Raw genomic sequence first — 24253 nt, 5'->3', positions numbered from 1 at the left:
TATCTTCTTCTCTTATTGTTTCGATTCTTTTGCCGGAGCCTCCCCGCGGCGCATCGTGAGGGCGATGCGGCCGCGCGCGAGGTCAATCCCCACGACGCGCACCTCGACCTGCTGGCCGAGGCGCACAACCTCGGCGGGCGACGCCACGTAGCGGTCGGCAAGCTGCGAAACGTGTACCAGCCCGTCCTGCTTGATGCCGATGTCGACAAAGGCGCCGAAAGCCGTGATATTGGTGACGATTCCCGGCAGGCGCATCCCCTCGCGCAGGTCGTCGATCGTATGGATGTCGGGCGCGAACGAGAAGACGTGCAGCTGCTCGCGCGGATCGAGGCCCCGCTTGTCGAGTGCCTCCAGGATGTCGGTCACGGTCGGCAGCCCGACTCCGCCGCCGACGTAGCGCTCCGGGCGGAGCGTGCGGCGCAGCGCCCCGTCCGCAAGCAGGCGGTCGACGCTCACGCCGACGTCGGCGGCCATGCGTTCGACGATGCCGTAGGATTCAGGATGCACGGCACTGTTGTCCAGCGGATTCTCCCCGCCCACGACCCGCAGGAACCCCGCGGCCTGCTCATAGGCCCGGGCTCCGAGGCGCGGCACGCGCAGCAGCTCGCGCCGCGTGCGGAAGCCCCCGTGCGCGGTGCGGTAGGCGACGATGTTCGCGGCGAGGGCGGGCCCCAGCCCCGAGACGTAGGCGAGGATGTGCTTCGACGCCGTGTTGATGTTGACGCCCACGCTGTTGACGCAGCTCTCGACCACCGTAGCGAGGCGCGCCCGGAGCTTCGTCTGGTCGACGCTGTGCTGGTACTGCCCGACACCGATCGACCGGGGTTCGATCTTGACCAGCTCCGAGAGAGGGTCGATCAGCCGGCGGCCGATGCTCACGGCGCCGCGCACCGTGACGTCGCAGTCGGGAAACTCCTCGCGGGCCACGGCCGACGCCGAGTAGACCGACGCGCCGTCCTCGCTGACGGCGTAAACGGCCATCCCTTCGGGCGCCACGCTGCGCACCAGCTCCTCGGTTTCGCGCCCGGCCGTGCCGTCCCCGACGGCGAAGGCCTCCGGAGCGTAGCGGCGGACCAGATCGCGCAGCACGGCGACGGCCTCGTCGCGGCGGTGCTGCGGGGCGTGGGGGAAGATGGCCGTATGGTCGAGCAGCGAGCCCTGCGAATCGAGCACGACGACCTTGCAGCCGGTGCGGTAGCCCGGGTCAAGGGCGATGACGCGCTTCTGCCCGAGGGGCGGGGCCAGCAGCAGTTGCCGGAGGTTCCCGGCGAAGATGCCGATCGCCTCGTCGTCGGCCCGTTCCTTCGCCGCCGCGAGCTGCTCGCTCTCGATCGAGGGGCGCAGCAGCCGCCTGAAGGCATCCGCCGCCGCGGCCTCCAGCCAGCGGCGCGTCGGCGATCCGGGGCGCACCACACGGCGCTGCAGCGACGCGATGCACCGCTCGGCATCCACGTCGATCCCGACGCGGAGGAAACCCTCCTCCTCGCCGCGGCGCATGGCCAGGTAGCGGTGCGAGGAGATCGAGCGCAGGGGCGACGCGGCATCGAAATAGTCGGCGTACTTCGCCCCCTCGGCCTCCTTGCCCCGGATGACCTTCGAGCGGACGATGCCCTCGCGGCGGAACGTGCGGCGCAGCTCGTTGCGGAAGCGCTCGTCCTCGGCGATACGCTCGGCGACGATGTCCGAAGCCCCGGCCAGCGCCGCCCCGACGTCGGGCACCTCGGCCGTGACGAACCGCCGCGCCGCACCCGCCACATCCGCCGTGCGCTGCGCGAGCAGCAGCTCCGCCAGCGGTTCGAGCCCCCGTTCGCGGGCCACCGCGGCGCGTGTGCGCCGCTTGGGCCGATAGGGCAGATAGATATCCTCCAGCTCCACGGGGTCCCAGCACGCCCCGATGCGGCGGCGCAGCTCGTCCGTCAGCAGCCCCTGCACGTCGATCGTCTCGAGAACCGTGGCGCGCCGGGCCTCCAGCGCCGTGAGGCGTTCGAGCGCCTCCTTCACCGCGCCGACCTGCACCTCGTCCATCGAGCCGGTCGCCTCCTTGCGGTAACGGCTGATGAAGGGCACGGTGGCGCCGTCGCGCAGCAGGCGGACCGCCCCCTGCACATGCGGCAGCGGCAGTTGCAGTTGCCGCGCTATGACTTCTTCGATCATCGGTGTATGCTTTGCCTGCAAAGATACGAAGAATTCCCGCCCGGTGGACGCTGCCGGCGTCTCCGACGGGGATTTGAGACGAGCGATGCGGCAGATCGGCACATTTTTACTATTTTTGTACCGAAACAGGCAGCCGCGCGCTGCACCAAAACCCCACGACCATGGCAGACGACTATCTGGGCCGCAAGATGGAGGAGTACCGGGCCCGGCAGGCCGCAGGGCCCCGCCCGCAACGTCCGGCGGCCACGCTCCGGCGGCTGCTTCTCCGCAACCGCAGCTACCGCGGGTACGACCCGCACTTTCTCGTGCGCCGCGACCAGCTGCTGCGCATCATCGAGGTCAACACGCTGCTCCCGTCGGCGATGAACCGGCAGGTGCTGCGCTTTCGCCCCGTGCTGGCGGACGAGGCGCCCCTCATCCTGCCCCACATCCGCCTCGGCGGCGCCCTGCCCGAGCTGCACCTGCCGCTACCCGGCACCGAGCCCAACGCCTTCATCGTCGTCTGCGCCACCATCCCGGAGGACCGCTACGTCGATATCGACCTCGGCATCTCGGTGCAGAGCATGCTCCTGCAGGCGACCGAAATCGGGCTGAACGGCATCGCCATCGGGGCCTTCGACCGCGCGGCGGTCCGGGAGGCCCTCGCGCTGGAGCTCGAGCCGCTGCTGCTCGTGGCCGTCGGGCGGGGTGCCGAGCGGATCGAACTCGTACCGGCCCATGCGGGCGAGAGCCTCGCCTACTACCGCCGCGACGGGGTGCACTGCGTCCCGAAACTCCCGCTCGAAGAACTGCTGCTCGGGAATCGGGAGCCGGAAGCGGCATCCGCGCAGACAACGGAAACCGCCACCACACGATCCTTGTGACATGGACAGGCCGATCATCCGAAGCTGGCGTGCAGCGGACCGCGAGGCGCTGGCCCGGCACCTCAACAACAAACGCATCTGGGACAACTGCCGCGACGCCCTGCCGCACCCCTATACGGAGGAGGATGCCGAACGCTTCATCCGCGCCACGGCAAGTGACGTGCAACCGAACAACTACTGCATCGAAATGGACGGGGAGGCGGTCGGGAACATCAACTTCACGCCGGGCTGCGACGTCGAACGGTTCAACGCCGAGACGGGCTACTGGCTGGCCGAGCACCTGTGGGGCCGGGGCATCATGACGCAGGCGCTGCAGGCGGCCGTCGCCGACCATTTCCGCCGGACCGACACCGTGCGGATCGAAGCCAATGTCTATGCCGGCAACCGGGCCTCGATGCGCGTGCTCGAGAAGGCGGGGTTCCGCCGCTGCGGCATCCGGCGCAAGGCCTGCTTCAAGAACGGCCGCTTCGTCGACTGCCACTGCTACGAGCTGCTGCGCGAAGAGTGCGCCCCCGGCGACGCCCCAGCAATCGGGTAATCCGGCCGCCCCGGACGGCAGCCGCCGATCCGACTCCGCTTCTTCCGTCCCCGCTCCCTGCAAAAGCCGAAACGAGCGGTCCGCATCACTGCGAACCGCTCGTTTCCAACGTTGTAGGAGCATGCGGATTTGAACCGCAGACCTCCTGCCTGTCAAGCAGGCGCTCTGAACCAACTGAGCTATACCCCCATTTGTCTTTTTCCCTACAAAACCGGGCCACTCGCATCCCTGTAAGCGGCCCGTTCCGTCGTGGGAGCTGAGGGATTCGAACCCCCGACCCTCTGCTTGTAAGGCAGACGCTCTGAACCAGCTGAGCTAAGCTCCCGAAAGGTTCCCCCGAGGGGGGGGGAATCGGACAATATGTAAGCGGCCATACGGCCGACAAAAAAGCCACCTCGTATCGGCGGCTTGTGGGAGCTGAGGGATTCGAACCCCCGACCCTCTGCTTGTAAGGCAGACGCTCTGAACCAGCTGAGCTAAGCTCCCCTAAAAATGGCTTGGGACTGCCAAAGCGGCTTCCGGAACGGCCTTTTCAAGGCCCCGCACCTGTTGACAGGCTTTCATCCGAAAGAACCCTTGCGCAACCCTCGCGCATCAGCGCCTGAACAAGGACTTGAACCTAGGACCCCATGATTAACAGTCATGTGCTCTAACCAACTGAGCTATTCAGGCATTTCGAAAACGTCTCTTATTTCGTTTTCGGTGTGCAAATATACACCGAATTTTCAATCCTGCAAAATTATTTGCACGATTTTTCACAAAAAATGTAACTTTGCATGGAATATTCCATGACTTGAGACTGTTATGAAAAGGGTCATCATTCTCATTATCTGCTCGATATGTGCACTTACGGCCGCAGCGCAGGAGCCGCTCGTCTTCACGCCCGACGCGTGGGACTTCGGTACGATCCGCGAGGAGGAGGGGCCCGTGAGCCACACCTTCACCGGCGAGAACCGCACGGACCGGCCGCTGGTGATCCTCGACGTGGTGACCTCGTGCGGCTGCACGGTTCCGGCGTTCTCACGCAAACCCATCCTGCCGGGCGAGAAGACGCAGATCACCGTGACGTTCGACCCCGCCAACCGCCCGGGCACCTTCTCCAAGGAGCTGGGCGTCTACTCCTCGGAGCGGCGCAAGGTCGCGTCGCTGACCGTGCGGGGTGCCGTGACGCCGCGGCCCCGGAGCATCGAGGAGCTCTACCCGTTCGATGCGGGCGGCGGCGTGCGCTTCTCGACGACGATGGCCGCCTTCGCCTATATATATAAGGGGCAGCGGATGCAGAGCGCCATCGGGGCGGTCAACACCTCCGACCGGAAGGTCCGGCTCTACCTCCGCCCGCAGGAGCAGAGCGGGCTGCTGTCGATCACCTATCCGCACGAACTGGGACCGGGCGAACGCGCCGAGATCAACCTCGCCTACCTGAACTCCGACGACGCGCCCCGCTACGGCACGCTGCGCGACGTCCTGCAGATCGAGGTCGACGGCACAGGCAACGGCTCGCTGCTCGTCGCACACGGCATCGCCGTGGACAATCCCTCCGCCATGTCCGAAACGCAGGCCCCGAAGTGTGAAATATCCCAAAATATCATTAAATTTGGCAACGTGAAACACGCCTCGGCAGTCGTGTCGCGTCCGTTCGAGATCGACAACACGGGACGCGGCGAGCTGATCGTCCGCGCCGTGGAGTGCGACGGACGCTTCGAGGTGTCGCTCCGCCCCGGCGACCGGATTCCCGCCGGCGGCAAACTAACGGCCGAGGTGACGCTCGACCCGAAGGAGCTGCCCTACGGCGTCTTCACCGCCCACCTCCTGCTGATTACGAACGACCCCGTGCGGCCGATGCGCCGCCTGCGCATCGCGGCCGTAATCGAGGAGTGAGCGGAGCGCGCGAGAGAGAGAGCGAAGAGAGAGTGAGCGGGAAGTGAGCCAAGAGAGCGGAGAGAGCGGAAAGTGAGCGCGCTTATAGTAGGCGGAGCCGCCCGCGCCGCATGGCGGCGGGCCCCGAAAAAAGAGACATACAAACAGAAACAGACATAGAAAACAATGTACCCCATTCTTGAAAAACGGTGCCTCGCGGAAGGCATCTACCTGATGAAGGTCCTCGCCCCGCGTGTCGCACGCTCGGCACAGCCCGGACAGTTCGTCATCGTGCGCGCCGATGAACACGGCGAGCGCGTACCGCTGACCATTTCGGATTTCGACGCTGCGGAGGGCAGCGTCACGATCGTAACGCAGGCCATCGGCGTCTCGACGCGCAAGATCTGCGCCCTCGGCGCGGGCGACGCGCTCGCGGACCTGGCCGGGCCGCTCGGACGCCCCTCGGAGTTCGTCTCCGCACCGCTCGAGGAGCTGCGGCGCAAGCGCTTCATCTTCATTGCGGGCGGCGTGGGCACGGCCCCGGTCTACCCGCAGGTCAAGTGGCTGCACGAGCACGGCGTCAAGGCCGAAGTCATCATCGGCGCCAAGACGCGCGACATGCTCATCTACACGGATGCCATGCGCGCCGTGGCCTCGGAGCTCCACATCGCCACGGACGACGGTTCGGAGGGATTCCACGGGCTGGTGACGCAGCTGCTCGAGAAGCTCATCGCCGAGGGGCGCCGCTACGACGAGTGCGTGGCCATCGGTCCGATGGTCATGATGAAGTTCGTGGCCCTCACGACGAAGAAATACGCGCTGAAGACCACCGTCTCGCTCAACGCCCTGATGGTCGACGGCACGGGCATGTGCGGCGCCTGCCGCGTAACGGTCGGCGGCAAGACGCGCTTCACGTGCGTCGACGGCCCGGAGTTTGACGCCCACGAGGTGGACTTCGACGAGGCGATGCGCCGGCAGGGCATGTACCGCAGCGAGGAGCAGCGGCGGGCGGCCATCGAGACCGAGCGCGCCGCGGGACACGTATGTAGAATCGGATTGGACAAATAAGCCATGGCAAACAGAATACCGCGCGTGCCGGTGCGCGAACAGGATCCGGCGCTCCGTGCGACCAACTTCGAGGAGGTCTGCTACGGATACAACCTCGAGGAGGCGACGCTCGAAGCGTCGCGCTGCCTGCACTGCAAGAATCCCCGCTGCGTGGCCGCGTGCCCGGTGGGCATCTCCATCCCGGAGTTCATCGCGGCGCTCCACGCCGGCGACCTGCAGGGTGCCGCCGACACGATCGCGCGCGACAGTTCGCTGCCGTCGGTCTGCGGGCGCGTCTGCCCGCAGGAGACGCAGTGCGAGGGCGCCTGCGTGCTGGGCGTCAAGGGCGAGCCGGTAGCCATCGGCAAGCTCGAGCGCTTCGTCGGCGACTGGAAACTCGAACACGGCGCTCCGACCGTCGCCCCGACGCCCCGCAACGGCCACCGCGTCGCCGTCGTGGGCAGCGGCCCGGCCGGTCTGGCCTGCGCCAGCGATCTGGCCCGTATGGGATACGAGGTCAAGATTTTCGAGGCGCTGCACAAGGTGGGCGGCGTGCTGGTCTACGGCATTCCGGAGTTCCGCCTGCCGAAGGAGCGCATCGTGGCGCGCGAGATCGAGGAGGTCCGCAAGCTGGGCGTCGAAATCGAGACCGACGTCATCGTGGGCCGCACGCTCACCGTCGACTCGCTGCTCGACGAGGAGGGCTACGAGGCGGTCTTCATCGGCTCGGGCGCCGGCCTGCCCCGCTTCATGGGCATCCCGGGCGAGAACCTCAACGGCGTGGTCTCGGCCAACGAGTTTCTCACGCGCACGAACCTCATGCACGCCTATGACCAGAGCTACGACACGCCGATCTACGTCGGACAGCGCGTCGTGGTGGTCGGCGGCGGCAACGTGGCGATGGATGCCGTGCGCACGGCCAAGCGGCTCGGCGCCGAGGCGACGATCGTCTACCGCCGCTCCGAGAAGGAGCTCCCGGCGCGCGCCGAAGAGGTGCACCACGCCCGCGAGGAGGGCATCTGCTTCCGCATGCTGACCAACCCCGTCGAGGTGCTGGGCGACGAGAAGGGCTGGGTACGCGGCGTGCGCTGCGTGGAGATGGAGCTGGGCGAGCCCGACGAGAGCGGCCGCCGCTCGCCCGTCGTGAAGCCCGGCTCGGAGTTCGACATCGCGTGCGACGTGGTCATCATGGCGCTGGGTACCTCGCCCAACCCGCTGATCCCCGCGACGACCGCCGGGCTCGAAACCTCGCGCCGCGGCTGCATCGTGGCCGACGCGCAGGGCACGACGACCCGCGAAGGTGTCTTCGCGGGCGGTGACGCCGTGACGGGCGCCGCCACGGTGATCCTGGCCATGGGGGCCGGGCGCACCGCCGCCAAAGCCATCGACGAATACATCCGCAACCGGAAATAACCACCGTTTCGCATGAAAAACATCCGATACATGCTGGCCGCCGCGGCGCTCTGCGCGGCAGCCTGCGCGAAGAAGAGCCCCGAGGTCTTCACGGGCTACATCGCCGACGCCACGACAGGCACCGTCACAGTGCGCAGCCTCTCGAGCGAGGAGACCTACACCTTCCCGACCGACGGAGCCGACATGAGCGAGGCCAACGGGCTGCTCGTCGGCGCACCGGTCATCGTCGACTACCACGGACGGCTCGGCAAGGGCGCCGAGGCGGTCAAGGTGGCCACCGACCCGACCTATGCCGCCGCCGTGGGCCGCTGGACCACGGCTGACCCGATTGCCCCGGACCAGGTCATGGGCATCGACCTCGGCGTCGAGGGCGAAGCGGCGTCGATTGGCATGGCAACGCTCGTCTACACGGTCTGGGAGCTGCAGGGCGAAGCAGACCGCATCCTGCTCAAGGGGCAGAGCATCGGCAACGGCCAGACGATCGACTTCACCCAGACGGGCATCCTCTCGAAGGATGCCGACGGACGGCGCTACCTCACGATCGAGGGCACCGGACAGGTCTACACCAAGGCCGAGTAGCCCCCTCCGCGCTCACGCAACGAGGCCTCCGGAAATCCGGAGGCCTCGTGTTTTTCGTAGCTGTCCCGGGCGCGCATCCGCCCGTCAGTCTGTCAGGGCTTCGGCGCCGCGATCAACCGTTCGACCCGCTCGACCACCCGTTCGGGCGTCAGTGCCGTAAGACAGCGGTAGTCGCCCAGCCGGCAGGGGCGCGCCCCGAAGACCGAGCAGGGGCGGCACGGCAGGTCGGTCTGCAGAATCCCCTCCTCCGGGGCGCCGTATCCGAGGAACCCCAGCCCGGGATGCGTGGCGCCCCACAGCGAGACGCACCGCGTGCCGACGAGCGCCGCGAGGTGCATCACCAGCGAATCCATCGTGACGACGCAGTCCAGGTTGGCGATCAGGTCGATCTCGCCCGCGAAGCGCACCTTGCCCCAGAGAGCCGTGACGTTCGGGTACGTGCGCTCCATCTCTTCGGCGAAGGCCGCCTCGTCGCCGCCTCCGCTGTGGATGAAGAGCCGCTCGCAGCGTGCGGCGAGCAGCCGCACCACCTCGCGGCGCTGCGGCTCGGGGCAGGTCTTGCCCCGGTGGGCCGAAAAGGGGGCGAAGCCGACCCACACCCCGTGTTTCTCCCCGAAGGGGTTGGGACGCACGGCGTGGGGTACGGGCGCCGGGTCGTCGAAGACGAAGCCCAAGTGGCGGAAGACGTCGCAGTAGCGCAGCACCGTGTGACGCAGGGGCGCCATGCCGCGGCCGCCGCAGCGGATGAAGCGGCGCTTCCCGGCACGCCCCTTGCGGATGCGGGCCACGCGGATGCCGTGCAGCCGCATCGCCAGATCGAAGGCCTGCGAGCGCAGCACGTCGTGGACGTCGGCCACGGCGTCGACACCCATCCGGCGCGCTTCGGCCGCCAGCTTCCACATGCCGCGCAGCGAGTGGTGGCGGCCCCGGACGTCGACGTCGAGCCACCCCACCTCCAGCCCCGCGAAGAAGGGGCGGAACATCGCCTGCGAGGCCACCGTGACCCGCAGGTCGGGGTAGGCCGTCATCAGCGCCCGCAGCGCATGCGGCAGCATCGCCACGTCGCCCATGGCCGAGGTCCGCAGCACGAGCAGGTGGCGCGGCAGCGCCCTATTTTTTCTGGGCATAGAGCACCGGATTCAACGCCGGGTCGTTGTACATCTTCATCTGCTTGTAGGTCTTCATGTACTTGCGTCCGGCTTCGATGTCCTCGATCAACTCCTCGATGGCGCGCGAGAGGTCGACCTGCTGCGTGAGCAGCACGTCGAGCTTCTTCCGGCACGCCTCGCGGTGCGCCTCGCCGACATCCTCACGCAGCGTCTCGACGCGCATGTGGTAGATCTTCAGCGCGAGGATCGACAGGCGGTCGATGGCCCACGCCGGGGTCTCCGTGTTGAGCCGCGCATCCGCCGCCGGCACCACCTCCCGGTACTTGTCCAGCAGGTAGGAGTCGATGTACTCGACCATGTCCGTGCGCTCCTGGTTCGAGCGGTCGATGCGGCGCTTGATCTTCAGCGCCTCGACGGGATCGATCTGCGGGTCGCGGATGATATCCTCGAGGTGCCACTGCACCGTGTCGATCCAGTTCTTCTCGTAGAGCAGGTGGTCGATCGTCCCCGCGGCATAGGGGTTCGACACCGGATGATCGACGTCGTCCCAGCGGTGGTACTCCTCGATCGCTTCGTTGAAAATGCGGTTGGCGTTTTCGGTAAACATAGGTTTTCAGCGGTTTTAGTATCATGGCCCGCCCGCGCGGCGGACTCGTTGCGTAATGTTGTCTTTCCCGTTGCTATTCTCGCGGGAAAGTTATACCTTTGCCCTTAAGCAAAACAAAGATAATGATTATTTCCAAGAAAGCAATAGCCCTCGCCGCCTTCGTGCTCGCGACCGCCTTCGGCGCCCGGGCCCAGGTGCGGCTCACGCGCGAGGAGTACGTCGACCGCTACAAGCACATCGCCGTGGCGCAGATGGAGCGCTACGGCATCCCGGCGAGCATCACCATGGCGCAGGGCATCCTCGAATCGGACTGCGGCAACAGCCTGCTGTCGATGCAGTCGAACAACCACTTCGGCATCAAGTGCAAGCGCGGCTGGACCGGCCGCAAGGTCTACCACGACGACGACGCCAAAGGCGAATGCTTCCGCGCCTACCCCTCGGTCGAGGCCTCGTACCGCGACCATGCGGAGTTTCTCGACACGCAGCCCCGCTACGACTCGCTCTTCGCCTACGACGCGACCGACTACCGCAGCTGGGCCCGCGGACTGAAGGCGGCGGGCTACGCCACCGCCCCGGACTACGCGCAGCGGCTGATCCGCATCATCGAGGAGACGCAACTCTACCTGCTCGACCGCCCGGACGGCATGCGGCTGTGGGCCTCGCGCACGGGCTCGGTGGCCGATCCCGAACAGTGGTTCGCCTCGCAGAGCAGCGTGGCGGACGCCCGCACCGAGACGGCGGTCGACCCGGACGACTACCGCGTGACGATCAACGCCCACGCGGGCTACAACGTCTACATGACCAACGGCGTGCACTACGTGCTGGCCAAGGAGAACGACACGTTCGAGCACATCGGGCAGCTCTTCCGCCTCTCGCCGCGCAACCTGCGCAAGTTCAACGACCTGAAGGACAAGCGCGCACAGCCGATGACGGGCGAGGTGGTCTACATCGAGCGCAAGAAGAAGCACTGGGAGGGCAACTCGCGCCACCATATCGCCCGCGAGGGCGAGACGGCCTATGCCGTGGGTCAGTCCTACGCCATCCGCACGCGGTCGGTCGAGAAGATGAACCGCCTGAAGCGCGGCGAACAGATCGCGGCCGGACAGCAGATACGCATCAAGTAAAACCAACAACGACCTATACCGTTCTATGGAAACAACCCCTTTGAGGAACAGGATTCTCGAAACGATCATCCGCAAATCGACGCTCAAGCAAAAGGTCTTCGACAACACCTTCGCGGCGTTCAACCTGCTGAAGGAAACCCTGCTGGAGATGGCATCGGAGATGGACGACGCGCTCGACGGCAAGCTCGACCGGCGCGTAAGGCTCGAATACCGTGACCGCGGCAAGTTCGAGGCGCAGCTCCAGGTGGCCAACGACCTGCTGATCTTCCAGATGCACACCGACGTCTTCGAATTCGACCCGACGCACCCGATCCGCGAGACGCCCTACGTCAAGGCCGATCCGGACAACTCCTACTGCGGCGTCGTGAACATCTACAACTTCCTCTCCGACTCGTTCAAGTTCAACCGCAACGCCGACGAGGGCTACCTCATCGGGCGCATCTTCATCAACCGCGAGCGCCGCTACTTCGCCGAAGGCAAGCAGCAGCGGTCGCTGCGCGCCGAGCATTTCGGCGAGGCGGAGATCGACCGCGAGGCGCTCGTGGCGATCCTCGAGGCGGCGATCGACTTCTCGCTGAACTTCGACCTGCTGATGCCGCCCTACGCCGAGCTCAAGCGCGTGACCGTCGACCAGTTCAACACCAAGATGGACAACTCGAAATTCGTCACGGGCAAGCGCCTCGGCTACGACTTCGAGACCGACGACATCTGACCCCGCGGGCGGAGCGGCCGACACAAGGGCCGCCCCGCCCCTTCATTTCCGACCATTCACCCTTTTTTCACTCCACCGTGCTGAAATCTTTGCTTACCCCGGCGCTGCTCGTGCTCTGCATGACAGCGGCCGCACAGAACGAATACGCCGCGATCGCCGAACTCAAGGCGATGAACCGCAGCGTGCAGGGCATCCGTTCGATGGCCGACGGCGAACACTACACGACCCTTGAGGGGAACAACGTCCTGCGCTACGCCTACGCCTCGGACGAGGAGGGCGTCAAGCTGCTGCCCGCGGCGGCGGCCCAGCTCACGATCACCGACTACGCCCTCTCGCCCGACGAGCGGTCGATCCTGCTCGCCTGCGGACGCACGCCGATCTACCGCCACTCCTACACCACGCAGTACTACCTCGCCGCCAACGGCAGCGTGCAGCCGATCCTGCGCGAAGCCCACGCGCCGCGCGACGCTTCGTTCTCGCCCGACGGCACGCGCATCGCCTATTCGGACCGCAACGACCTCTACGTCTACGACATCGCCTCGGGCTCGACGCGCCGCATCACGACCGACGGCGCCTGGAACGAGGTCATCAACGGCACGACCGACTGGGTCTACGAGGAGGAGTTCGGCTCGACGCGCGCCTACGCCTTCTCGCCCGACGGCACGCGCCTGGCCTACCTGCGCTTCGACGAGACGGAGGTGCCCCTCATGGAGATGATGCGTTTCGACGGACGGCTCTACAACGAGGCCTACACCTTCAAGTACCCCAAGGCGGGCGAGCCGAACTCCGTCGTGCAGCTGTGGGTCACCGACCTGGCGACGGGCCGCAGGGAGCGCATCGACACGGGGTCCGAAACCGACCAGTACATCCCGCGCATCGGCTTCACGCCCGACGGACGGCTGTGGTTCCACCGCATCAACCGCCGGCAAAACGTCTTCGAGATGATCCTCTGCGAGCCCCACGGCGCGCAGCGCACGATCTACGAGGAGCGCACGCAGCAGTATGTCGAGCGCGTGGACGACGGCACGGTGACCTTCGTCGACAAGGACCGCTTCCTCGTGCGGCAGGAGAGCTACTCGGGCTACATGCACCTCTACCTGTACAGCATCCGCCGCGGGCGCCTCGCGCAGGTGACCGGCGGCGAATGGGAGGTCACGCAGGTCGTCGGAACCGACGGCGAGCGCGTCTGGTACCTCTCGACCGAGACCTCGCCGCTGCGCCGCAACCTCTACAGCGTGCGGCTCGACGGCCGGGACAAGCGGCGCCTGACGGAGGGCGAAGGGTACTACACGGTCGTCCCGAGCCGCGGCATGAAATACTTTATCACGACCTTCTCGAACACCCGGACGCCCAACCGCGTGGAGGTGTGCGACGCTGCGGGGAACACGATCCGCACGCTCTGCGACAATCGCGACCTGCGCATCCGGCTGATGGTCGCCAACCGCCCCGCCAAGGAGTTCTTCACCTTCCGCACGGAGCGCGGCGACGAGCTCAACGCCTACATCGTCAAGCCGCGCGACTTCGACCCCGCGGAGCGCTACCCCGTGCTGCTGACGCAGTACTCGGGCCCGGGTTCGCAGCAGGTCGTCGACCGCTGGACGCTCGACTGGGAGGACGCGCTCGCCGAACTGGGCTACATCGTCGTCTGCACCGACGGCCGCGGCACGGGCTTCCGCGGCGAACGCTTCAAGAAACAGACCTACGGACGCCTCGGGGCCCTCGAAACCGAGGACCAGCTCTCGCTGGCGCGCCACATGGCCGCCCAGCCGTGGGTCGACGCCTCCCGCATCGGCATCTACGGCTGGTCCTACGGCGGCTTCATGGCCCTGAACTGCGCCCTGAAGGGGCACGGGCTCTTCAAGATGGCGATCGCCGTGGCGCCCGTCACCTCGTGGCGCTACTACGACACGATCTACACGGAGATCTACAACAACCTCCCGCAGTACAACGCCGCGGGCTACGACGACAACTCGCCGATCAACTTCGCGCAGATGTTGGACGACCGGAAGACGCGTCTGCTCATCATCCACGGCACGGCCGACGACAACGTGCACTTCCAGAACACCGTCGAGATGACGCGCGCCCTCAACCGCTTCGGCAAGCAGTACGACATGATGGTCTATCCGGACCAGAACCACTCGATGCTGCCCGACGCCACCTCGCACGTGCGGCAGAAGATGATCGACTACACGCTGCGCAACCTCTGACGCGGGAACGCGGCGGCAGGCAGCTTCCACACGAAGGACCGCAAGACAACAAGGGCGGCACGGTGATCCGTGCCGCCCTTGCCGTATGCGGAGACGCCGGGCGTCAGAGCCCGAACGCGTAGAGGTTGATGCCGTCGTACACGGCGCTGACCAGTCCCAGCAGCACGACGCCCGCCAGGCAGAGCACGAGGCTGATGCGCGTCATGCGGTCGCTGCGGAACGGCGCGATGGGGGCGTCGTTGGGCGTGATGTACATCGCCTTGACCACCAGCAGGTAGTAGTAGAGCGAGATGACCGTGTTGAGCAGCGCGATGAAGACCAGCACGGGGAAGCCGTCGCGGAATGCCGACGCGAAGACAAAGAACTTCGAGAAGAAGCCCGCGAAGGGCGGGATGCCCGCCAGCGAAAAGAGCGCAAGGGTCATGACGAGGGCCAGCCGCGGGTTGGTGCGGTAGAGGCCGTTGTAGTCGTCGCGGCGCACCTTGCCGCCGGTGTGCTGCTCGATGGTCGCGATGACGCCGAAAGCCGCAAGGTTCGCCGCCAGGTAGACCAGCAGGTAGAAGATGAGCGACGTCATGCCGAAGCTGCTGCCGCCGATGACGGCGAGCATGATGTACCCGGCCTGCGAGATGGACGAGAAGGCGAGGAAGCGCTTGAGGTGCTGCTGCCGGATGGCGAAGAGGTTGGCCACGGTGATGCTCAGCACGATGACGATCCAGAGCATCGTCTGCCACTCCTCGATCATCGGGGCAAAGACCTTCATCAGCACGGTCATCAGCGCAAAGGCCGCGGCGGCCTTCGAGACGACCGAGAGGTATCCGGTCACCACGGTCGGGGCGCCCTGGTAGGCGTCGGCCGTCCAGAGGTGGAACGGCACGAGCGAGAGCTTGAACCCGAGCCCGGCGAAGAAGAAGACGAGCGAGAGCACCTGCAGCGGCGAGCCGTCGATGCGGGCGGCCATGTCGTCGAAGTAGAGCGTGCCGGTCGTGCCGTAGAGGAACGAGATGCCGTAGAGCATCAGTCCGCTGGCGAACAGGGCGCAGAGGATGAACTTGGCGCCCGCCTCGGCCGAGTGGCCCTTGTACTTGTCGAAGGCCACCAGGCAGGCCATCGGCACCGACGCCAGCTCCATGCCGATGAAGAAGAGCAGGAAGTTGTCGGCGCCGATCATGAAGAAGAGCCCGAGCAGCGTCGAGAGCGTCAGGATGTAGAATTCGCCCTGCTTGTGGCGCGTATCGTCGCGGTGCAGCCACGTGTCGGCCTGCAGGAAGACGAGCAGCGTGCCGATGGTGAGGATGCTCTTCACCACGCCGTGCATGGGTTCGTAGCGGAACATCCCGCCGAAGAGCACGCCGGCCTCGTGCGGCACGAGGTTCACCAGCAGCTGCACGACAAGCAGCCCGCATGCCACGGCGGAGAAGTGGCGGCGCATCCGCTCCGGAGCGAAGAGGTCGAACAGGAAGATCAGGACGAGCACCGCGGTGAGCGTCACCTCGGCGCGCATGTAGAGGAATATGTTTGCGTAATCCATAGCCGCGTTAATTCATCAGGTGGGTAATGACCGTCGAGACCCCCTCGCGGACCAGGTCGCTCACCCACAACGGGGCGAGGCCCATGCCGGCGATGGCGACGATGAGGCAGATGACCGAGAGGCGCTCGTCCCACGTGGCGTCCGTGAGCTTGAGGTGCGCGGGGTTGCCGCACGTGCCGTAGAGGATGCGGCCCACGACGCGCAGGATGTAGACCGCCGTGATGACGATCGACGTGCAGGCGATGATCGTCACCGTGCGGTGGAAGGCGTCGGCATGCGCGAAGGCGCCGTTGAAGATCGTCATCTCGGCGACGAAGCCGCTCAGGCCGGGCAGACCGAGGTTCGCCAGACCCGCAATGACGTAGCCGACCGCCAGGAAGGGCATGATCTTCATCAGGCCGCTCAATTCGCGCACGTCGCGCGTGTGGGTGCGGCCGTAGATCATGCCGATCAGCGCGAAGAAGAGCGCCGTCATCAGGCCGTGGCTCAACATCTGGAGAATGGCGCCCGTGCCGGCTGCGGTGTTCATCATCAGGATGGCGAAGAGCACCAGTCCGCAGTGCGAAACCGACGAATAGGCGTTGATGTACTTCAGATCGGTCTGCACGCAGGCCGAGAAGGCGCCGTAGACCACCGAGATCGTCGTCAGGATGATGAATATCCAGTCGAGCTCCTGCGCCGCCTCGGGCAGCAGGTACATCGCCACGCGGAAGCAGCCGTAGCCGCCGAGCTTCATCAGCACGCCGGCGTGGAGCATCGACACGGCCGTCGGGGCCGAGGCGTGGCCGTCGGGGCTCCACGTGTGGAACGGGAAGAGGGCGCCGAGGATGCCGAAGCCGACGAAGACAAGCGGGAACCAGATGCGCTGCTGCGCGACGGGGATGTTGTGCAGCTGCGCGATCTCCAGCACGTTCATCGTCGTGGCACCCGAGCCGAAGTAGATGCCCAGGATGCCGATGAGCAGCAGCGCCGAACCGCCCATGAGCATCAGCGTGAGCTTCATGGCGGCATACTCCTTGCGGCCGCTGCCCCAGACGCCGATGAGCAGGTACATCGGGATGAGGGCCACCTCGTAGAAGAGGAACATCGTGAAGAGGTCCACCGAGACGAAGAATCCGAAAACCCCGACGCTCAACAGCGAGAACCAGAGGAAATACTCCTTGACCTGCTCCTGCATGCGCCACGAGGCGAACGTGCCCGTGAAGACGATGATGGCCGACAGGAGGAGCATGGCCACCGAGATGCCGTCGACGCCGACGGCGTAGTGGATGTTGAGCGGAGCGTACCAGACGTGGCTGTCGGTAAAGAGCATCGCGGCCGTCTCGCCCGCTTCGCGCAGGCCCAGGAAGCGCACGACCAGCACCACGGCCAGCACGAGCAGTGCGGCCGAGCCGGTCGCCATCACGGCGTGTATCTGCCGCGTGGACTTCGCGAGCCAGAGTCCCAGCATCATCACCAGCGGGATGAGGGGGAACAGGGATAACATATTCATGGCGGTTTCCGGATTAACAGATTAACAGGATGAGGATCGTGAGGCCCAGCGCGCCGCTCAACATCCAGATGCAGTAGCGCTGCACGCTGCCGCTCTGGATTTCGCGGATCCACTCCGCCACGGCGTTCGTCGCCGCGGCCAGCGCGTTGAAGAAGCCGTCGACGACATGGCGGTCGAACCAGGCGATCGGCGTCGAGATGCAGGCGAAGATCACGCGGTGGGTGATGAACTGGTAGACCTCGTCGATGTAGAAGCGGCGGTAGGCCGCGCGGTGCAGCCCCGCAAAGGTGCGGGCCAGGCGCTCGGCCACGGGCTGCTGCGGACGGGCGTACATCCACGTGGCGAGGGCGATGGCCGCCAGGGCCACGCAGAGGCTCACGGCCGCCACGCCGCGGTCGATGTGGATCGCATAGGCCTCGCCGTTGCTCGAGACGAACTCCCCGAAGGGGATCCATCCCGCCACGAGGGTCACCAGAGCCAGCAGCAAAAGCGGCAGCGTCATCGTGAGGGGCGCCTCGTGGGGCGTGTGCGCGGCGTGGAGCTCGCGGTTCTCACGCCCCCAGAAGATGTTGAAGTAGAGGCGGAACATGTAGAAGGCCGTCAGGGCGGCGATGGCCGTCATTACCCACCCCATCACGGGGCTGAAGGCGAAGGCGGCGGTGAGTATCTCGTCCTTCGAGAAGAAGCCGCTCAAGGGCCAGATTCCGGCGATGGCCAGGCACGCCACGAGGAACGTCGCGTGCGTCAGCGGCATGTAGCGGCGCAGGCCGCCCATGGCCGACATCTCGTTCGAGTGCACGGCGTGGATGATGCAGCCGGCCCCGAGGAAGAGCAGCGCCTTGAACATCGCGTGCGTGAAGAGGTGGAACATCGAGGCCATGTAGCCCAGCCCGCCGGCGTGGGGATCGGCCGAGGTGCAGACCCCGAGCGAGACAATCATGAAGCCGATTTGCGAGATGGTGCTGAAGGCCAGCACGCGCTTGATGTCGCTCTGCACGCAGGCCACGACGGCGGCGTAGAGCGCCGTGAAGGCGCCGATATAGGCCGTCCAGTGGAGCACTTCGGGAGCGTAGCCTATGAAGAGCGGGAACATGCGCGCCACGAGGTAGACGCCCGCGACGACCATCGTCGCGGCATGGATCAGCGCCGAGACAGGCGTCGGGCCCTCCATGGCGTCGGGCAGCCAGATGTGCAGCGGGAACATGGCGCTCTTGCCGGCGCCGCCGATGAACATCAGCCCGAGCGCCAGCGGAATCATCGCCCCGGCCGAAGCCAGCGCCCGCGCATCGGGCGTGAAGGAGAAGGTCCCGGCGTAGAAGCCGTAGAAGAGGATGCCGACCAGAAAGCCCAGGTCGGCGAAGCGCGTGACGATGAAGGCCTTTTTCGAGGCGGCGATCGCCTCCTTCTTCGTGTAGTAGAAGCCGATGAGCAGGTAGGAGCTTACGCCCACCAGCTCCCAGAAGAGGTACATCTGAAAGATGTTCGTGGCGACGACCAGCCCCAGCATGCTCATCGTGAAGAGCGACAGGAAGGCGTAGTAGCGCTGGAAGCCCCGCTCGCCCTTCATGTATCCGAACGAGTAGATGTGGACCATGAGCGAGACGGTCGAGATGACGACGAGCATCATCACCGAGATGGGGTCGAGCAGGATGCCCAGGTCGATGTGCAGCGTCCCGCCGATGGGCAGCCAGAGCGTGTTCCACGGGATCGTCGTCGGATAGAGGCCCGCGGCGTCGCGCCCCTGCACGAAGAAGTACTCCCAGGCGGTCACGTAGCTCACCGCGGCCACGACGGCCACGACGGCCGTGCCGATGAGCCCGGCCGTCTTCGGACGCATCTTCATGCCGAAGAGGCCGAGCAGCAGGAAGCTCACGAAGGGCAGCACGAGCAGAAGAATCGTATATTCCATAAGCGACGTTTGTTTACGGCGTTTTTACCACTTCATTTCGCGCAGACTCTTGACGTGGATGTTGCGCAGGTTGCGGTAGATGTTGATGATGATGGCGATGGCCACGGCCGTCTCGGCGGCGCTGATCCCGATGGCGAAGAGCGTGAAGAAGAATCCCTCGAGTTCGCCCGGGAAGAGGAAGCGGTTGAAGACGACGAAGTTGATGTCCACCGAGTTGAGGATCAGCTCGACGGAGATGAGCATCGCCAGCAGGTTGCGGCGCGTGACGAATCCGTAGATTCCCACGAACATCATGATCGTGGAGACGATCAGGTAGTATTCCATGTGTATCATAGTCCGGATGTTTTTCAGCGTTTGCGGGCGATCATGATGCCGCCGACGATGCAGGCCAGCAGCAGCAGGCTGATGACCTCGAACGGCAGGACGTAGCCGTACTTGTCGCTGCTCATCAGCGCATGGCCGATGCGGCTGACGTGCAGCTCGCCGTGTTCGAAGACCGACGGCATGAACTTGTGACGGAGCGTAATCCAGAGGCAGACGCCCAGCCCGGCGAGCGTGGCCAGCAGGCCCACGACGAGTTTGTAGCCGCGCAGGTCCTCCGAGCGGTCGCCCTCGCTCGAGGTCAGCAGAATCGAGAAGACGTAGAGCACCGTGATGCCGCCGGCGTAGATGAGCAGCTGCACGGCACCCAGGAACGAGTAGTTGAGCTGGAAGTAGATGGCCGCCGTGCCGAAGAGCACGAACAGCAGGCAGGTGGCCGCACGCAGGATACGCCGCGTGGTGACGGCCAGCACGGCGCTCACCGTGATGAAGAGCGCCAGGACGGTGAAGACGATCAGTTCGAGTGTGATCTCCATGGCTTATTCGTTCAGTGTTTTGACGAGTTTTTCACGCGTATAGACGGCATGCTCGAACGTCGGGGCGAAGCGGATTGCCCCCGTCGGGCAGGCGTTGACGCACAGGTGGCAGAACATGCACGAGCCGAGGTCATACTCGTAGCGCACGAGCCGCTTGCGCGACTTGCCCGTCTCGGGGTCGGTGACCGTCTCGGTCGTGATGCGGATTGTGCCGTTGGGGCAGTTGTTCTGGCAGAGCCCGCAGGCGATGCACTTGTTGTGTCCCTCGGCGTCGCGGGGCATGGTCAGTTCGCCGCAGTAGCGGTCAAACATCTTCAGCGTGGCGCGGTTCTCGGGGTACTGTTCGGTGACTTTGGGCGTGAAGAACTCGCGCAGGGTGACCTTCATGCCCGTGAGCAGCGAATGCACGCCGCCGAAGAGCCCTTTTACATAGTTGCTCATGACTAAAAATGCAGGTTAAAGACAACGACGATGACCATCAACAGCAGGTTCGCCAGGCCGATGGGCACGAGGTATTTCCATTCGAGCGTCAGAATCTGGTCGATGCGCAGGCGCGGGAAGGTCCACTTGATCCACATCAGGAGCCAGACGACGAAGAAGGCCTTGCCGAAGAACCACACGAAGCCCGGAATCCAGTCCATGACGGCGTTGAAGCCCTCCCAGCCGGGGATGTGCAGCGGCATCCAGCCGCCGAGGAAAATCGTGGCGGCGACACCGGCGATGATGAACAGGTTGACGAACTCGGCGACGTAGAACAGACCGAAGTGCATGCCCGAATACTCGGTATGGTATCCGGCCGTGAGCTCCGACTCGGCCTCGGGCAGGTCGAACGGCCCGCGGTTGACCTCGGCGTTGCCGGCAATCAGGTAGATGACGAAGGCGATGACGGCGGGGATGTGGCCCTTGAAGATGAACCATCCGTCGGCCTGGCGCAGGACAATCTCCGAAAACTGCATCGTATCGGTCAGGACGATGATCGTGAGGATCGACAGGCCGATTGACAGCTCGTAGGAGATCATCTGCGCGCCGCTGCGCATGGCGCCGATGAGCGAATACTTGTTGTTGGAGCTCCAGCCGGCCAGCAGGATGCCGACCACGCCGATCGACGAGGCGGCCATCAGGAAGAAGACGCCGACGTTGAAGTCGAGAATCTCCAGTCCGCGGCTGATCGGCAGGCAGGCGAAGGCGAGCACCGAGGCGAGGATTACCAGATAGGGGGCGAGGTTGTAGAGCAGGCGGTCCGAGTGGCGGATGGCGATGATCTCCTTGGTGAGCATCTTGAAGACGTCGCCCAGGACCTGCAGCGTGCCCCACGGTCCCACGCGCACGGGGCCCAGGCGGCACTGGAACGCCGCACAGACCTTGCGCTCCATGAAAATCATCAGGATGGCGATCACGGCGTAGAGCAGCAGCAGGCAGACGCCGACAACGACGCACTCGATGAAGACGGCCAGTCCGACGGGCATGACCGAGGTGAGCAGTTCGTGAATCCAGCTCGTAATGATACCGAAATCAAACATAGTCTTCTATTTGGCGTTTAACGGTCAATGTCGGGCACGACGTAGTCGAGCGTGCCGCCGATGGCGATCAGGTCGGCGATCTTCGCCCCGCGGACGATGGTCTCCATGCAGGAGACGAGCGGCAGGCCCGTCGAGCGGAACTTCATGCGGTAGGGCGACTTCTCGCCGCGGCTCTCGATGAAGACGCCGAACTCGCCGCGGCTCCCCTCGACGGCGGCGTAGTAGCTGCCTTCGGGGATGCGGATCACGGGCTTCATCTTCAGCTGGCAGGCCCCCTCGGGGATGTTGTCGATGAGCTGCTCGATGATGCGCAGGCTCTCTTCGATCTCGCGCATGCGGACCATGTAGCGGGCCATGCAGTCGCCCTCCGTGAAGAGCACCTCCTCGAAGTCGACCTTGCCGTACATGGCGTAGGGGTGGCGCTTGCGCACGTCGCAGGCCCAGCCCGAGGCACGTCCCGTACCGCCCGTGGCACCGAACGAGATGGCGTCGGCGCGCGACAGCACGCCCGTACCCGCCAACCGCTCGCGGGCGATGACGTTGCCCGTGAAGATCTCGTGGTACTCGCGCAGTGTGGGGCGCAGGTAGGCGATCAGCTCCTTGACCTTGCGCACGAAGTCGGGATGGATGTCGGCCTGCACGCCGCCGATCGTGTTGTAGGTCTGGATCAGGCGGCCTCCGGTCGTCTGCTCGAGGATGTCGAGCACCTTCTCGCGGTCGCGGAAGCCGTAGAAGAAGGCCGTCAGGGCGCCCATGTCCATGCAGAGGCACGAGAAGAAGAGCAGGTGCGAGTCGATGCGCTGCAGCTCGTCCATGATCGTGCGGATGTACTGCACGCGCTCGGTGACCTCGACCCCCATCGCCCGCTCGATGCACATGCACAGTGCGTGGCGGTTCTGCGAGGCCCCGAGGTAGTCGAGCCGGTCCGTGAGCGAAAGGGTCTGCGGATAGGTCAGCTCCTCGCACATCTTCTCGATGCCGCGGTGGATGTAGCCGCAGTGCACGTCGAGCTTGCGGATGATCTCGCCCTCGAGCGAGACGCGGAAGCGCAGCACGCCGTGCGTGGCCGGGTGCTGGGGGCCGATGTTGATGACGTATTCGTCCTCGTCGAAGATCGGCGTGCGCTTGCGGATGTAGCTGCCGTCGGGCAGCAGCTCGTAGCTCGGCGTATCGTCGCGCGAGACCTCGTTGCTCATGCGCAGGGGGTTGAGCGACGGATCGTAGTCCTTGCGCAGGGGGTGTCCCACCCAGTCGTCGCGCAGGTAGAGGCGCCGCATGTCGGGATGGTTCAGGAAACGGACGCCGAAGTAGTCGAAGACTTCGCGTTCGTTGAGCTCCGCGGCGCGCCAGATGTCGCAGACCGACGGCAGCACGGGCCGCACGCGGTCGGGCGTCACCGTGCGCAGGACGATGTTCTCGCCCGTGGCGGTGGATTCGATATGGTAGACGGCGCCGAGGCCCTCCTCGCCCCAGTCCATGCCCGTGAGGCTGCGCAGGAAGTCGAATCCCCCGGCATGCAGCCGCTCGGCCAGCGCGTGCAGCCGCTCGGGCGGCACGGCGAAATATCCGTCGCCCTGTTCGCACGCGACGGCCGCGGGTTCCCAGGCCGTCATCTTCTCTTTCAGCGTATCATTCATGTTTGTCAGCTCTTTCCACGTTCAAATCGTTCTTTTCGGCCGTCAGGTCGCGCCGCATCAGCTCCTCGTACTCCTTCTCGTCGATCTGCCGGTTGACGTCGCCGAAGAAGCGCTGCAGGCGCACCTTGCGCTGCAGCTGCATCAGTCCGTAGAGCATCGCCTCGGGACGCGGCGGGCAGCCCGGGATGTAGACGTCGACGGGCAGTATCTTGTCCACGCCGTCGACGACGTGGTACGACCGCTTGAAGGGGCCGCCGCTGATGGCGCAGCCGCCCACGGCGATCACGTACTTCGGGTCGGCCATCTGGTCGTAGAGGCGCCGCAGCACGGGGGCCATCTTGTGGGTGATCGTTCCGGCGACCATGATGAAGTCGGCCTGGCGCGGGGAGGCGCGGGCCACTTCAAACCCGAACCGGGCAAAATCGTAGCGCGCGGCGCCCACGGCCATGAACTCGATGCCGCAGCAGCTCGTGGCGAAGGTCAGCGGCCAGAGGCTGTTGCTGCGGCCCCACTCGATCAGGTTGTCGAGGCACCCGACGATGACGTTCACGTTGTTGGCACGCAGCTCGGCGGCCATCTTCTCGAGGTACTCGTTGTCGTTGAAATCCTCGTATTTCATCGACTTGATACGGGGCATTTTCACTTCCATTCCAGTGCTCCTTTCCGCCAGGCATAGGCCAGGCCCAAAATCAGTACGACCAGGAAAAAGAGGATGCTCACCAGACCGTAGACGCCCAGCTCCTGCACCACGACGGCCCACGAGAAGAGGAAGACGGTCTCGACGTCGAACATCAGAAAAAGGATGGCAAAGAGGTAGTAGCCTACCTTGAACTGCATCCAGGACTTTCCGCGCGTGGGGATGCCGCACTCGTAGGCCTCGCCCTTCTGCGAGTTGTAGGAGCGGGGCGAAATCGCCCGGGCGATGCCCAGAGCCACGGCCACCAGCGCAATGGCCGTAAGGATCACGACCACCAACAGGGTAAAATACATGGATATGTCTAGTTTGTTTTACGGAATCGGTCTCGGCGCACGCGTCGCGTGCGCAGGCTGCACCGGACATGCCGGCACGGATGCGAGGGGCCGTTACGGCCCTGCGG

22 protein-coding genes and 4 tRNA genes are annotated in these 24253 nt (G+C 65.3%); 9 read left to right on the top strand and 17 right to left on the bottom strand.

The window, feature by feature from the left end:
• Positions 1–12: 12 nt before the first annotated feature.
• Positions 13–2154, bottom strand: a complete 2142-nt coding sequence (locus tag Q1Y33_RS04765; RefSeq protein ID WP_300798606.1) for a Tex family protein — start codon at positions 2152–2154, stop codon at positions 13–15.
• Positions 2155–2315: 161 nt separating this feature from the next.
• On the opposite strand from Q1Y33_RS04765, the gene Q1Y33_RS04760 reads away from it, so the two are divergent.
• Both Q1Y33_RS04760 and Q1Y33_RS04755 read left to right on the top strand, forming a co-directional pair.
• Positions 2316–3017: a nitroreductase family protein gene (locus tag Q1Y33_RS04760; RefSeq protein WP_300798605.1), complete on the top strand. Its 702-nt coding sequence runs from the start codon at positions 2316–2318 to the stop codon at positions 3015–3017.
• Between the two features lies 1 nt (position 3018).
• Positions 3019–3555 carry a GNAT family protein gene (locus Q1Y33_RS04755; protein WP_300798604.1) on the top strand — a complete coding sequence of 179 codons (537 nt, stop codon included), beginning with the start codon at positions 3019–3021 and terminating at the stop codon, positions 3553–3555.
• A gap of 114 nt (positions 3556–3669) precedes the next feature.
• On the opposite strand, the gene Q1Y33_RS04750 is transcribed toward Q1Y33_RS04755, so the two are convergent.
• From Q1Y33_RS04750 to Q1Y33_RS04735, 4 genes are all read right to left on the bottom strand, one after another.
• Positions 3670–3744, bottom strand: a tRNA-Val gene (locus Q1Y33_RS04750).
• A gap of 61 nt (positions 3745–3805) precedes the next feature.
• Positions 3806–3880, bottom strand: a tRNA-Val gene (locus Q1Y33_RS04745).
• Positions 3881–3966: 86 nt separating this feature from the next.
• Positions 3967–4041: transfer RNA gene (locus Q1Y33_RS04740), tRNA-Val, on the bottom strand.
• Positions 4042–4153: 112 nt separating this feature from the next.
• Positions 4154–4227 (bottom strand) — tRNA-Asn (locus Q1Y33_RS04735).
• 132 nt (positions 4228–4359) lie between these two features.
• Between Q1Y33_RS04735 and Q1Y33_RS04730 the strand changes: the two genes are divergently transcribed.
• The 4 genes from Q1Y33_RS04730 to Q1Y33_RS04715 all read left to right on the top strand — a co-directional run bounded on the left by Q1Y33_RS04730 (position 4360) and on the right by Q1Y33_RS04715 (position 8451).
• A complete protein-coding gene (locus Q1Y33_RS04730; protein ID WP_300798603.1) occupies positions 4360–5433 on the top strand; it encodes a DUF1573 domain-containing protein in 1074 nt (357 codons plus the stop codon).
• Between the two features lie 165 nt (positions 5434–5598).
• On the top strand, positions 5599–6480 hold the full coding sequence (locus Q1Y33_RS04725) for a sulfide/dihydroorotate dehydrogenase-like FAD/NAD-binding protein (protein ID WP_300798602.1): 882 nt from the start codon (positions 5599–5601) through the stop codon (positions 6478–6480).
• A 3-nt stretch (positions 6481–6483) separates the two neighbouring features.
• Positions 6484–7872 (top strand): NADPH-dependent glutamate synthase, encoded by a 1389-nt coding sequence (gltA, locus tag Q1Y33_RS04720; RefSeq protein WP_300798601.1) that lies wholly within the window; start codon positions 6484–6486, stop codon positions 7870–7872.
• Between the two features lie 12 nt (positions 7873–7884).
• Entirely contained in the window at positions 7885–8451 is a 567-nt protein-coding gene (locus Q1Y33_RS04715) for a lipocalin family protein (protein ID WP_300798600.1), read from the top strand.
• 92 nt (positions 8452–8543) lie between these two features.
• Here Q1Y33_RS04715 and Q1Y33_RS04710 read toward each other — a convergent pair whose 3' ends face one another.
• Complete coding sequence (locus tag Q1Y33_RS04710; protein WP_300798599.1) at positions 8544–9578, bottom strand: glycosyltransferase family 9 protein; 1035 nt, start codon at positions 9576–9578, stop codon at positions 8544–8546.
• On the bottom strand, positions 9562–10167 hold the full coding sequence (locus Q1Y33_RS04705; RefSeq protein ID WP_300798598.1) for a DUF4254 domain-containing protein: 606 nt from the start codon (positions 10165–10167) through the stop codon (positions 9562–9564). The genes Q1Y33_RS04710 and Q1Y33_RS04705 overlap by 17 nt, the downstream gene beginning before the upstream one ends.
• Before the next feature lie 122 nt (positions 10168–10289).
• Between Q1Y33_RS04705 and Q1Y33_RS04700 the strand changes: the two genes are divergently transcribed.
• From Q1Y33_RS04700 to Q1Y33_RS04690, 3 genes are all read left to right on the top strand, one after another.
• Entirely contained in the window at positions 10290–11291 is a 1002-nt protein-coding gene (locus Q1Y33_RS04700) for a glucosaminidase domain-containing protein (protein WP_300798597.1), read from the top strand.
• 25 nt (positions 11292–11316) lie between these two features.
• Positions 11317–12003 carry a hypothetical protein gene (locus Q1Y33_RS04695; RefSeq protein ID WP_300798596.1) on the top strand — a complete coding sequence of 229 codons (687 nt, stop codon included), beginning with the start codon at positions 11317–11319 and terminating at the stop codon, positions 12001–12003.
• A 119-nt stretch (positions 12004–12122) separates the two neighbouring features.
• Positions 12123–14210, top strand: a complete 2088-nt coding sequence (locus Q1Y33_RS04690; RefSeq protein ID WP_300798617.1) for a S9 family peptidase — start codon at positions 12123–12125, stop codon at positions 14208–14210.
• Between the two features lie 103 nt (positions 14211–14313).
• Here Q1Y33_RS04690 and Q1Y33_RS04685 read toward each other — a convergent pair whose 3' ends face one another.
• Genes Q1Y33_RS04685 through Q1Y33_RS04640 form a run of 10 tightly spaced genes read right to left on the bottom strand, consistent with a single transcriptional unit; the run spans position 14314 to position 24146 of the window.
• Positions 14314–15741, bottom strand: coding sequence for an NADH-quinone oxidoreductase subunit N (locus Q1Y33_RS04685; RefSeq protein ID WP_300798595.1), 1428 nt, complete (start codon positions 15739–15741; stop codon positions 14314–14316).
• Between the two features lie 7 nt (positions 15742–15748).
• The gene (locus tag Q1Y33_RS04680; RefSeq protein WP_300798594.1) at positions 15749–17233 is read right to left on the bottom strand and encodes an NADH-quinone oxidoreductase subunit M; all 1485 of its coding nucleotides are present in this window, start codon (positions 17231–17233) and stop codon (positions 15749–15751) included.
• Positions 17234–17246: 13 nt separating this feature from the next.
• Entirely contained in the window at positions 17247–19142 is a 1896-nt protein-coding gene (nuoL, locus tag Q1Y33_RS04675) for an NADH-quinone oxidoreductase subunit L (RefSeq protein ID WP_300798593.1), read from the bottom strand.
• A gap of 24 nt (positions 19143–19166) precedes the next feature.
• Positions 19167–19475, bottom strand: a complete 309-nt coding sequence (gene nuoK / locus Q1Y33_RS04670) for an NADH-quinone oxidoreductase subunit NuoK (protein ID WP_300798592.1) — start codon at positions 19473–19475, stop codon at positions 19167–19169.
• Positions 19476–19489: 14 nt separating this feature from the next.
• Complete coding sequence (locus Q1Y33_RS04665; protein WP_300798591.1) at positions 19490–19999, bottom strand: NADH-quinone oxidoreductase subunit J; 510 nt, start codon at positions 19997–19999, stop codon at positions 19490–19492.
• A 3-nt stretch (positions 20000–20002) separates the two neighbouring features.
• Complete coding sequence (locus Q1Y33_RS04660; protein WP_300798590.1) at positions 20003–20440, bottom strand: NADH-quinone oxidoreductase subunit I; 438 nt, start codon at positions 20438–20440, stop codon at positions 20003–20005.
• Between the two features lie 2 nt (positions 20441–20442).
• Entirely contained in the window at positions 20443–21519 is a 1077-nt protein-coding gene (nuoH, locus tag Q1Y33_RS04655) for an NADH-quinone oxidoreductase subunit NuoH (protein ID WP_300798589.1), read from the bottom strand.
• Between the two features lie 17 nt (positions 21520–21536).
• Positions 21537–23156 carry an NADH-quinone oxidoreductase subunit C gene (locus tag Q1Y33_RS04650; protein WP_300798588.1) on the bottom strand — a complete coding sequence of 540 codons (1620 nt, stop codon included), beginning with the start codon at positions 23154–23156 and terminating at the stop codon, positions 21537–21539.
• A complete protein-coding gene (locus Q1Y33_RS04645; RefSeq protein WP_300798587.1) occupies positions 23149–23805 on the bottom strand; it encodes an NADH-quinone oxidoreductase subunit B in 657 nt (218 codons plus the stop codon). The genes Q1Y33_RS04650 and Q1Y33_RS04645 overlap by 8 nt, the downstream gene beginning before the upstream one ends.
• The gene (locus tag Q1Y33_RS04640; protein WP_295907063.1) at positions 23796–24146 is read right to left on the bottom strand and encodes an NADH-quinone oxidoreductase subunit A; all 351 of its coding nucleotides are present in this window, start codon (positions 24144–24146) and stop codon (positions 23796–23798) included. The genes Q1Y33_RS04645 and Q1Y33_RS04640 overlap by 10 nt, the downstream gene beginning before the upstream one ends.
• Positions 24147–24253 lie beyond the last annotated feature (107 nt).

It is taken from the genome of uncultured Alistipes sp., from assembly GCF_949296715.1.
Lineage (GTDB): Bacteria > Bacteroidota > Bacteroidia > Bacteroidales > Rikenellaceae > Alistipes.
This window is presented reverse-complemented; position numbering and strand designations above follow the sequence as displayed.

Coding starts and splice junctions, on each gene's coding strand:
- Q1Y33_RS04765 (WP_300798606.1), bottom strand. CDS start 2,154: ATGATCGAAGAAGTCATAGCGCGGCAACTGCAACTGCCGCTGCCGCAT.
- Q1Y33_RS04760 (WP_300798605.1), top strand. CDS start 2,316: ATGGCAGACGACTATCTGGGCCGCAAGATGGAGGAGTACCGGGCCCGG.
- Q1Y33_RS04755 (WP_300798604.1), top strand. CDS start 3,019: ATGGACAGGCCGATCATCCGAAGCTGGCGTGCAGCGGACCGCGAGGCG.
- Q1Y33_RS04730 (WP_300798603.1), top strand. CDS start 4,360: ATGAAAAGGGTCATCATTCTCATTATCTGCTCGATATGTGCACTTACG.
- Q1Y33_RS04725 (WP_300798602.1), top strand. CDS start 5,599: ATGTACCCCATTCTTGAAAAACGGTGCCTCGCGGAAGGCATCTACCTG.
- gltA (WP_300798601.1), top strand. CDS start 6,484: ATGGCAAACAGAATACCGCGCGTGCCGGTGCGCGAACAGGATCCGGCG.
- Q1Y33_RS04715 (WP_300798600.1), top strand. CDS start 7,885: ATGAAAAACATCCGATACATGCTGGCCGCCGCGGCGCTCTGCGCGGCA.
- Q1Y33_RS04710 (WP_300798599.1), bottom strand. CDS start 9,578: ATGCCCAGAAAAAATAGGGCGCTGCCGCGCCACCTGCTCGTGCTGCGG.
- Q1Y33_RS04705 (WP_300798598.1), bottom strand. CDS start 10,167: ATGTTTACCGAAAACGCCAACCGCATTTTCAACGAAGCGATCGAGGAG.
- Q1Y33_RS04700 (WP_300798597.1), top strand. CDS start 10,290: ATGATTATTTCCAAGAAAGCAATAGCCCTCGCCGCCTTCGTGCTCGCG.
- Q1Y33_RS04695 (WP_300798596.1), top strand. CDS start 11,317: ATGGAAACAACCCCTTTGAGGAACAGGATTCTCGAAACGATCATCCGC.
- Q1Y33_RS04690 (WP_300798617.1), top strand. CDS start 12,123: ATGACAGCGGCCGCACAGAACGAATACGCCGCGATCGCCGAACTCAAG.
- Q1Y33_RS04685 (WP_300798595.1), bottom strand. CDS start 15,741: ATGGATTACGCAAACATATTCCTCTACATGCGCGCCGAGGTGACGCTC.
- Q1Y33_RS04680 (WP_300798594.1), bottom strand. CDS start 17,233: ATGAATATGTTATCCCTGTTCCCCCTCATCCCGCTGGTGATGATGCTG.
- nuoL (WP_300798593.1), bottom strand. CDS start 19,142: ATGGAATATACGATTCTTCTGCTCGTGCTGCCCTTCGTGAGCTTCCTG.
- nuoK (WP_300798592.1), bottom strand. CDS start 19,475: ATGATACACATGGAATACTACCTGATCGTCTCCACGATCATGATGTTC.
- Q1Y33_RS04665 (WP_300798591.1), bottom strand. CDS start 19,999: ATGGAGATCACACTCGAACTGATCGTCTTCACCGTCCTGGCGCTCTTC.
- Q1Y33_RS04660 (WP_300798590.1), bottom strand. CDS start 20,440: ATGAGCAACTATGTAAAAGGGCTCTTCGGCGGCGTGCATTCGCTGCTC.
- nuoH (WP_300798589.1), bottom strand. CDS start 21,519: ATGTTTGATTTCGGTATCATTACGAGCTGGATTCACGAACTGCTCACC.
- Q1Y33_RS04650 (WP_300798588.1), bottom strand. CDS start 23,156: ATGAATGATACGCTGAAAGAGAAGATGACGGCCTGGGAACCCGCGGCC.
- Q1Y33_RS04645 (WP_300798587.1), bottom strand. CDS start 23,805: ATGGAAGTGAAAATGCCCCGTATCAAGTCGATGAAATACGAGGATTTC.
- Q1Y33_RS04640 (WP_295907063.1), bottom strand. CDS start 24,146: ATGTATTTTACCCTGTTGGTGGTCGTGATCCTTACGGCCATTGCGCTG.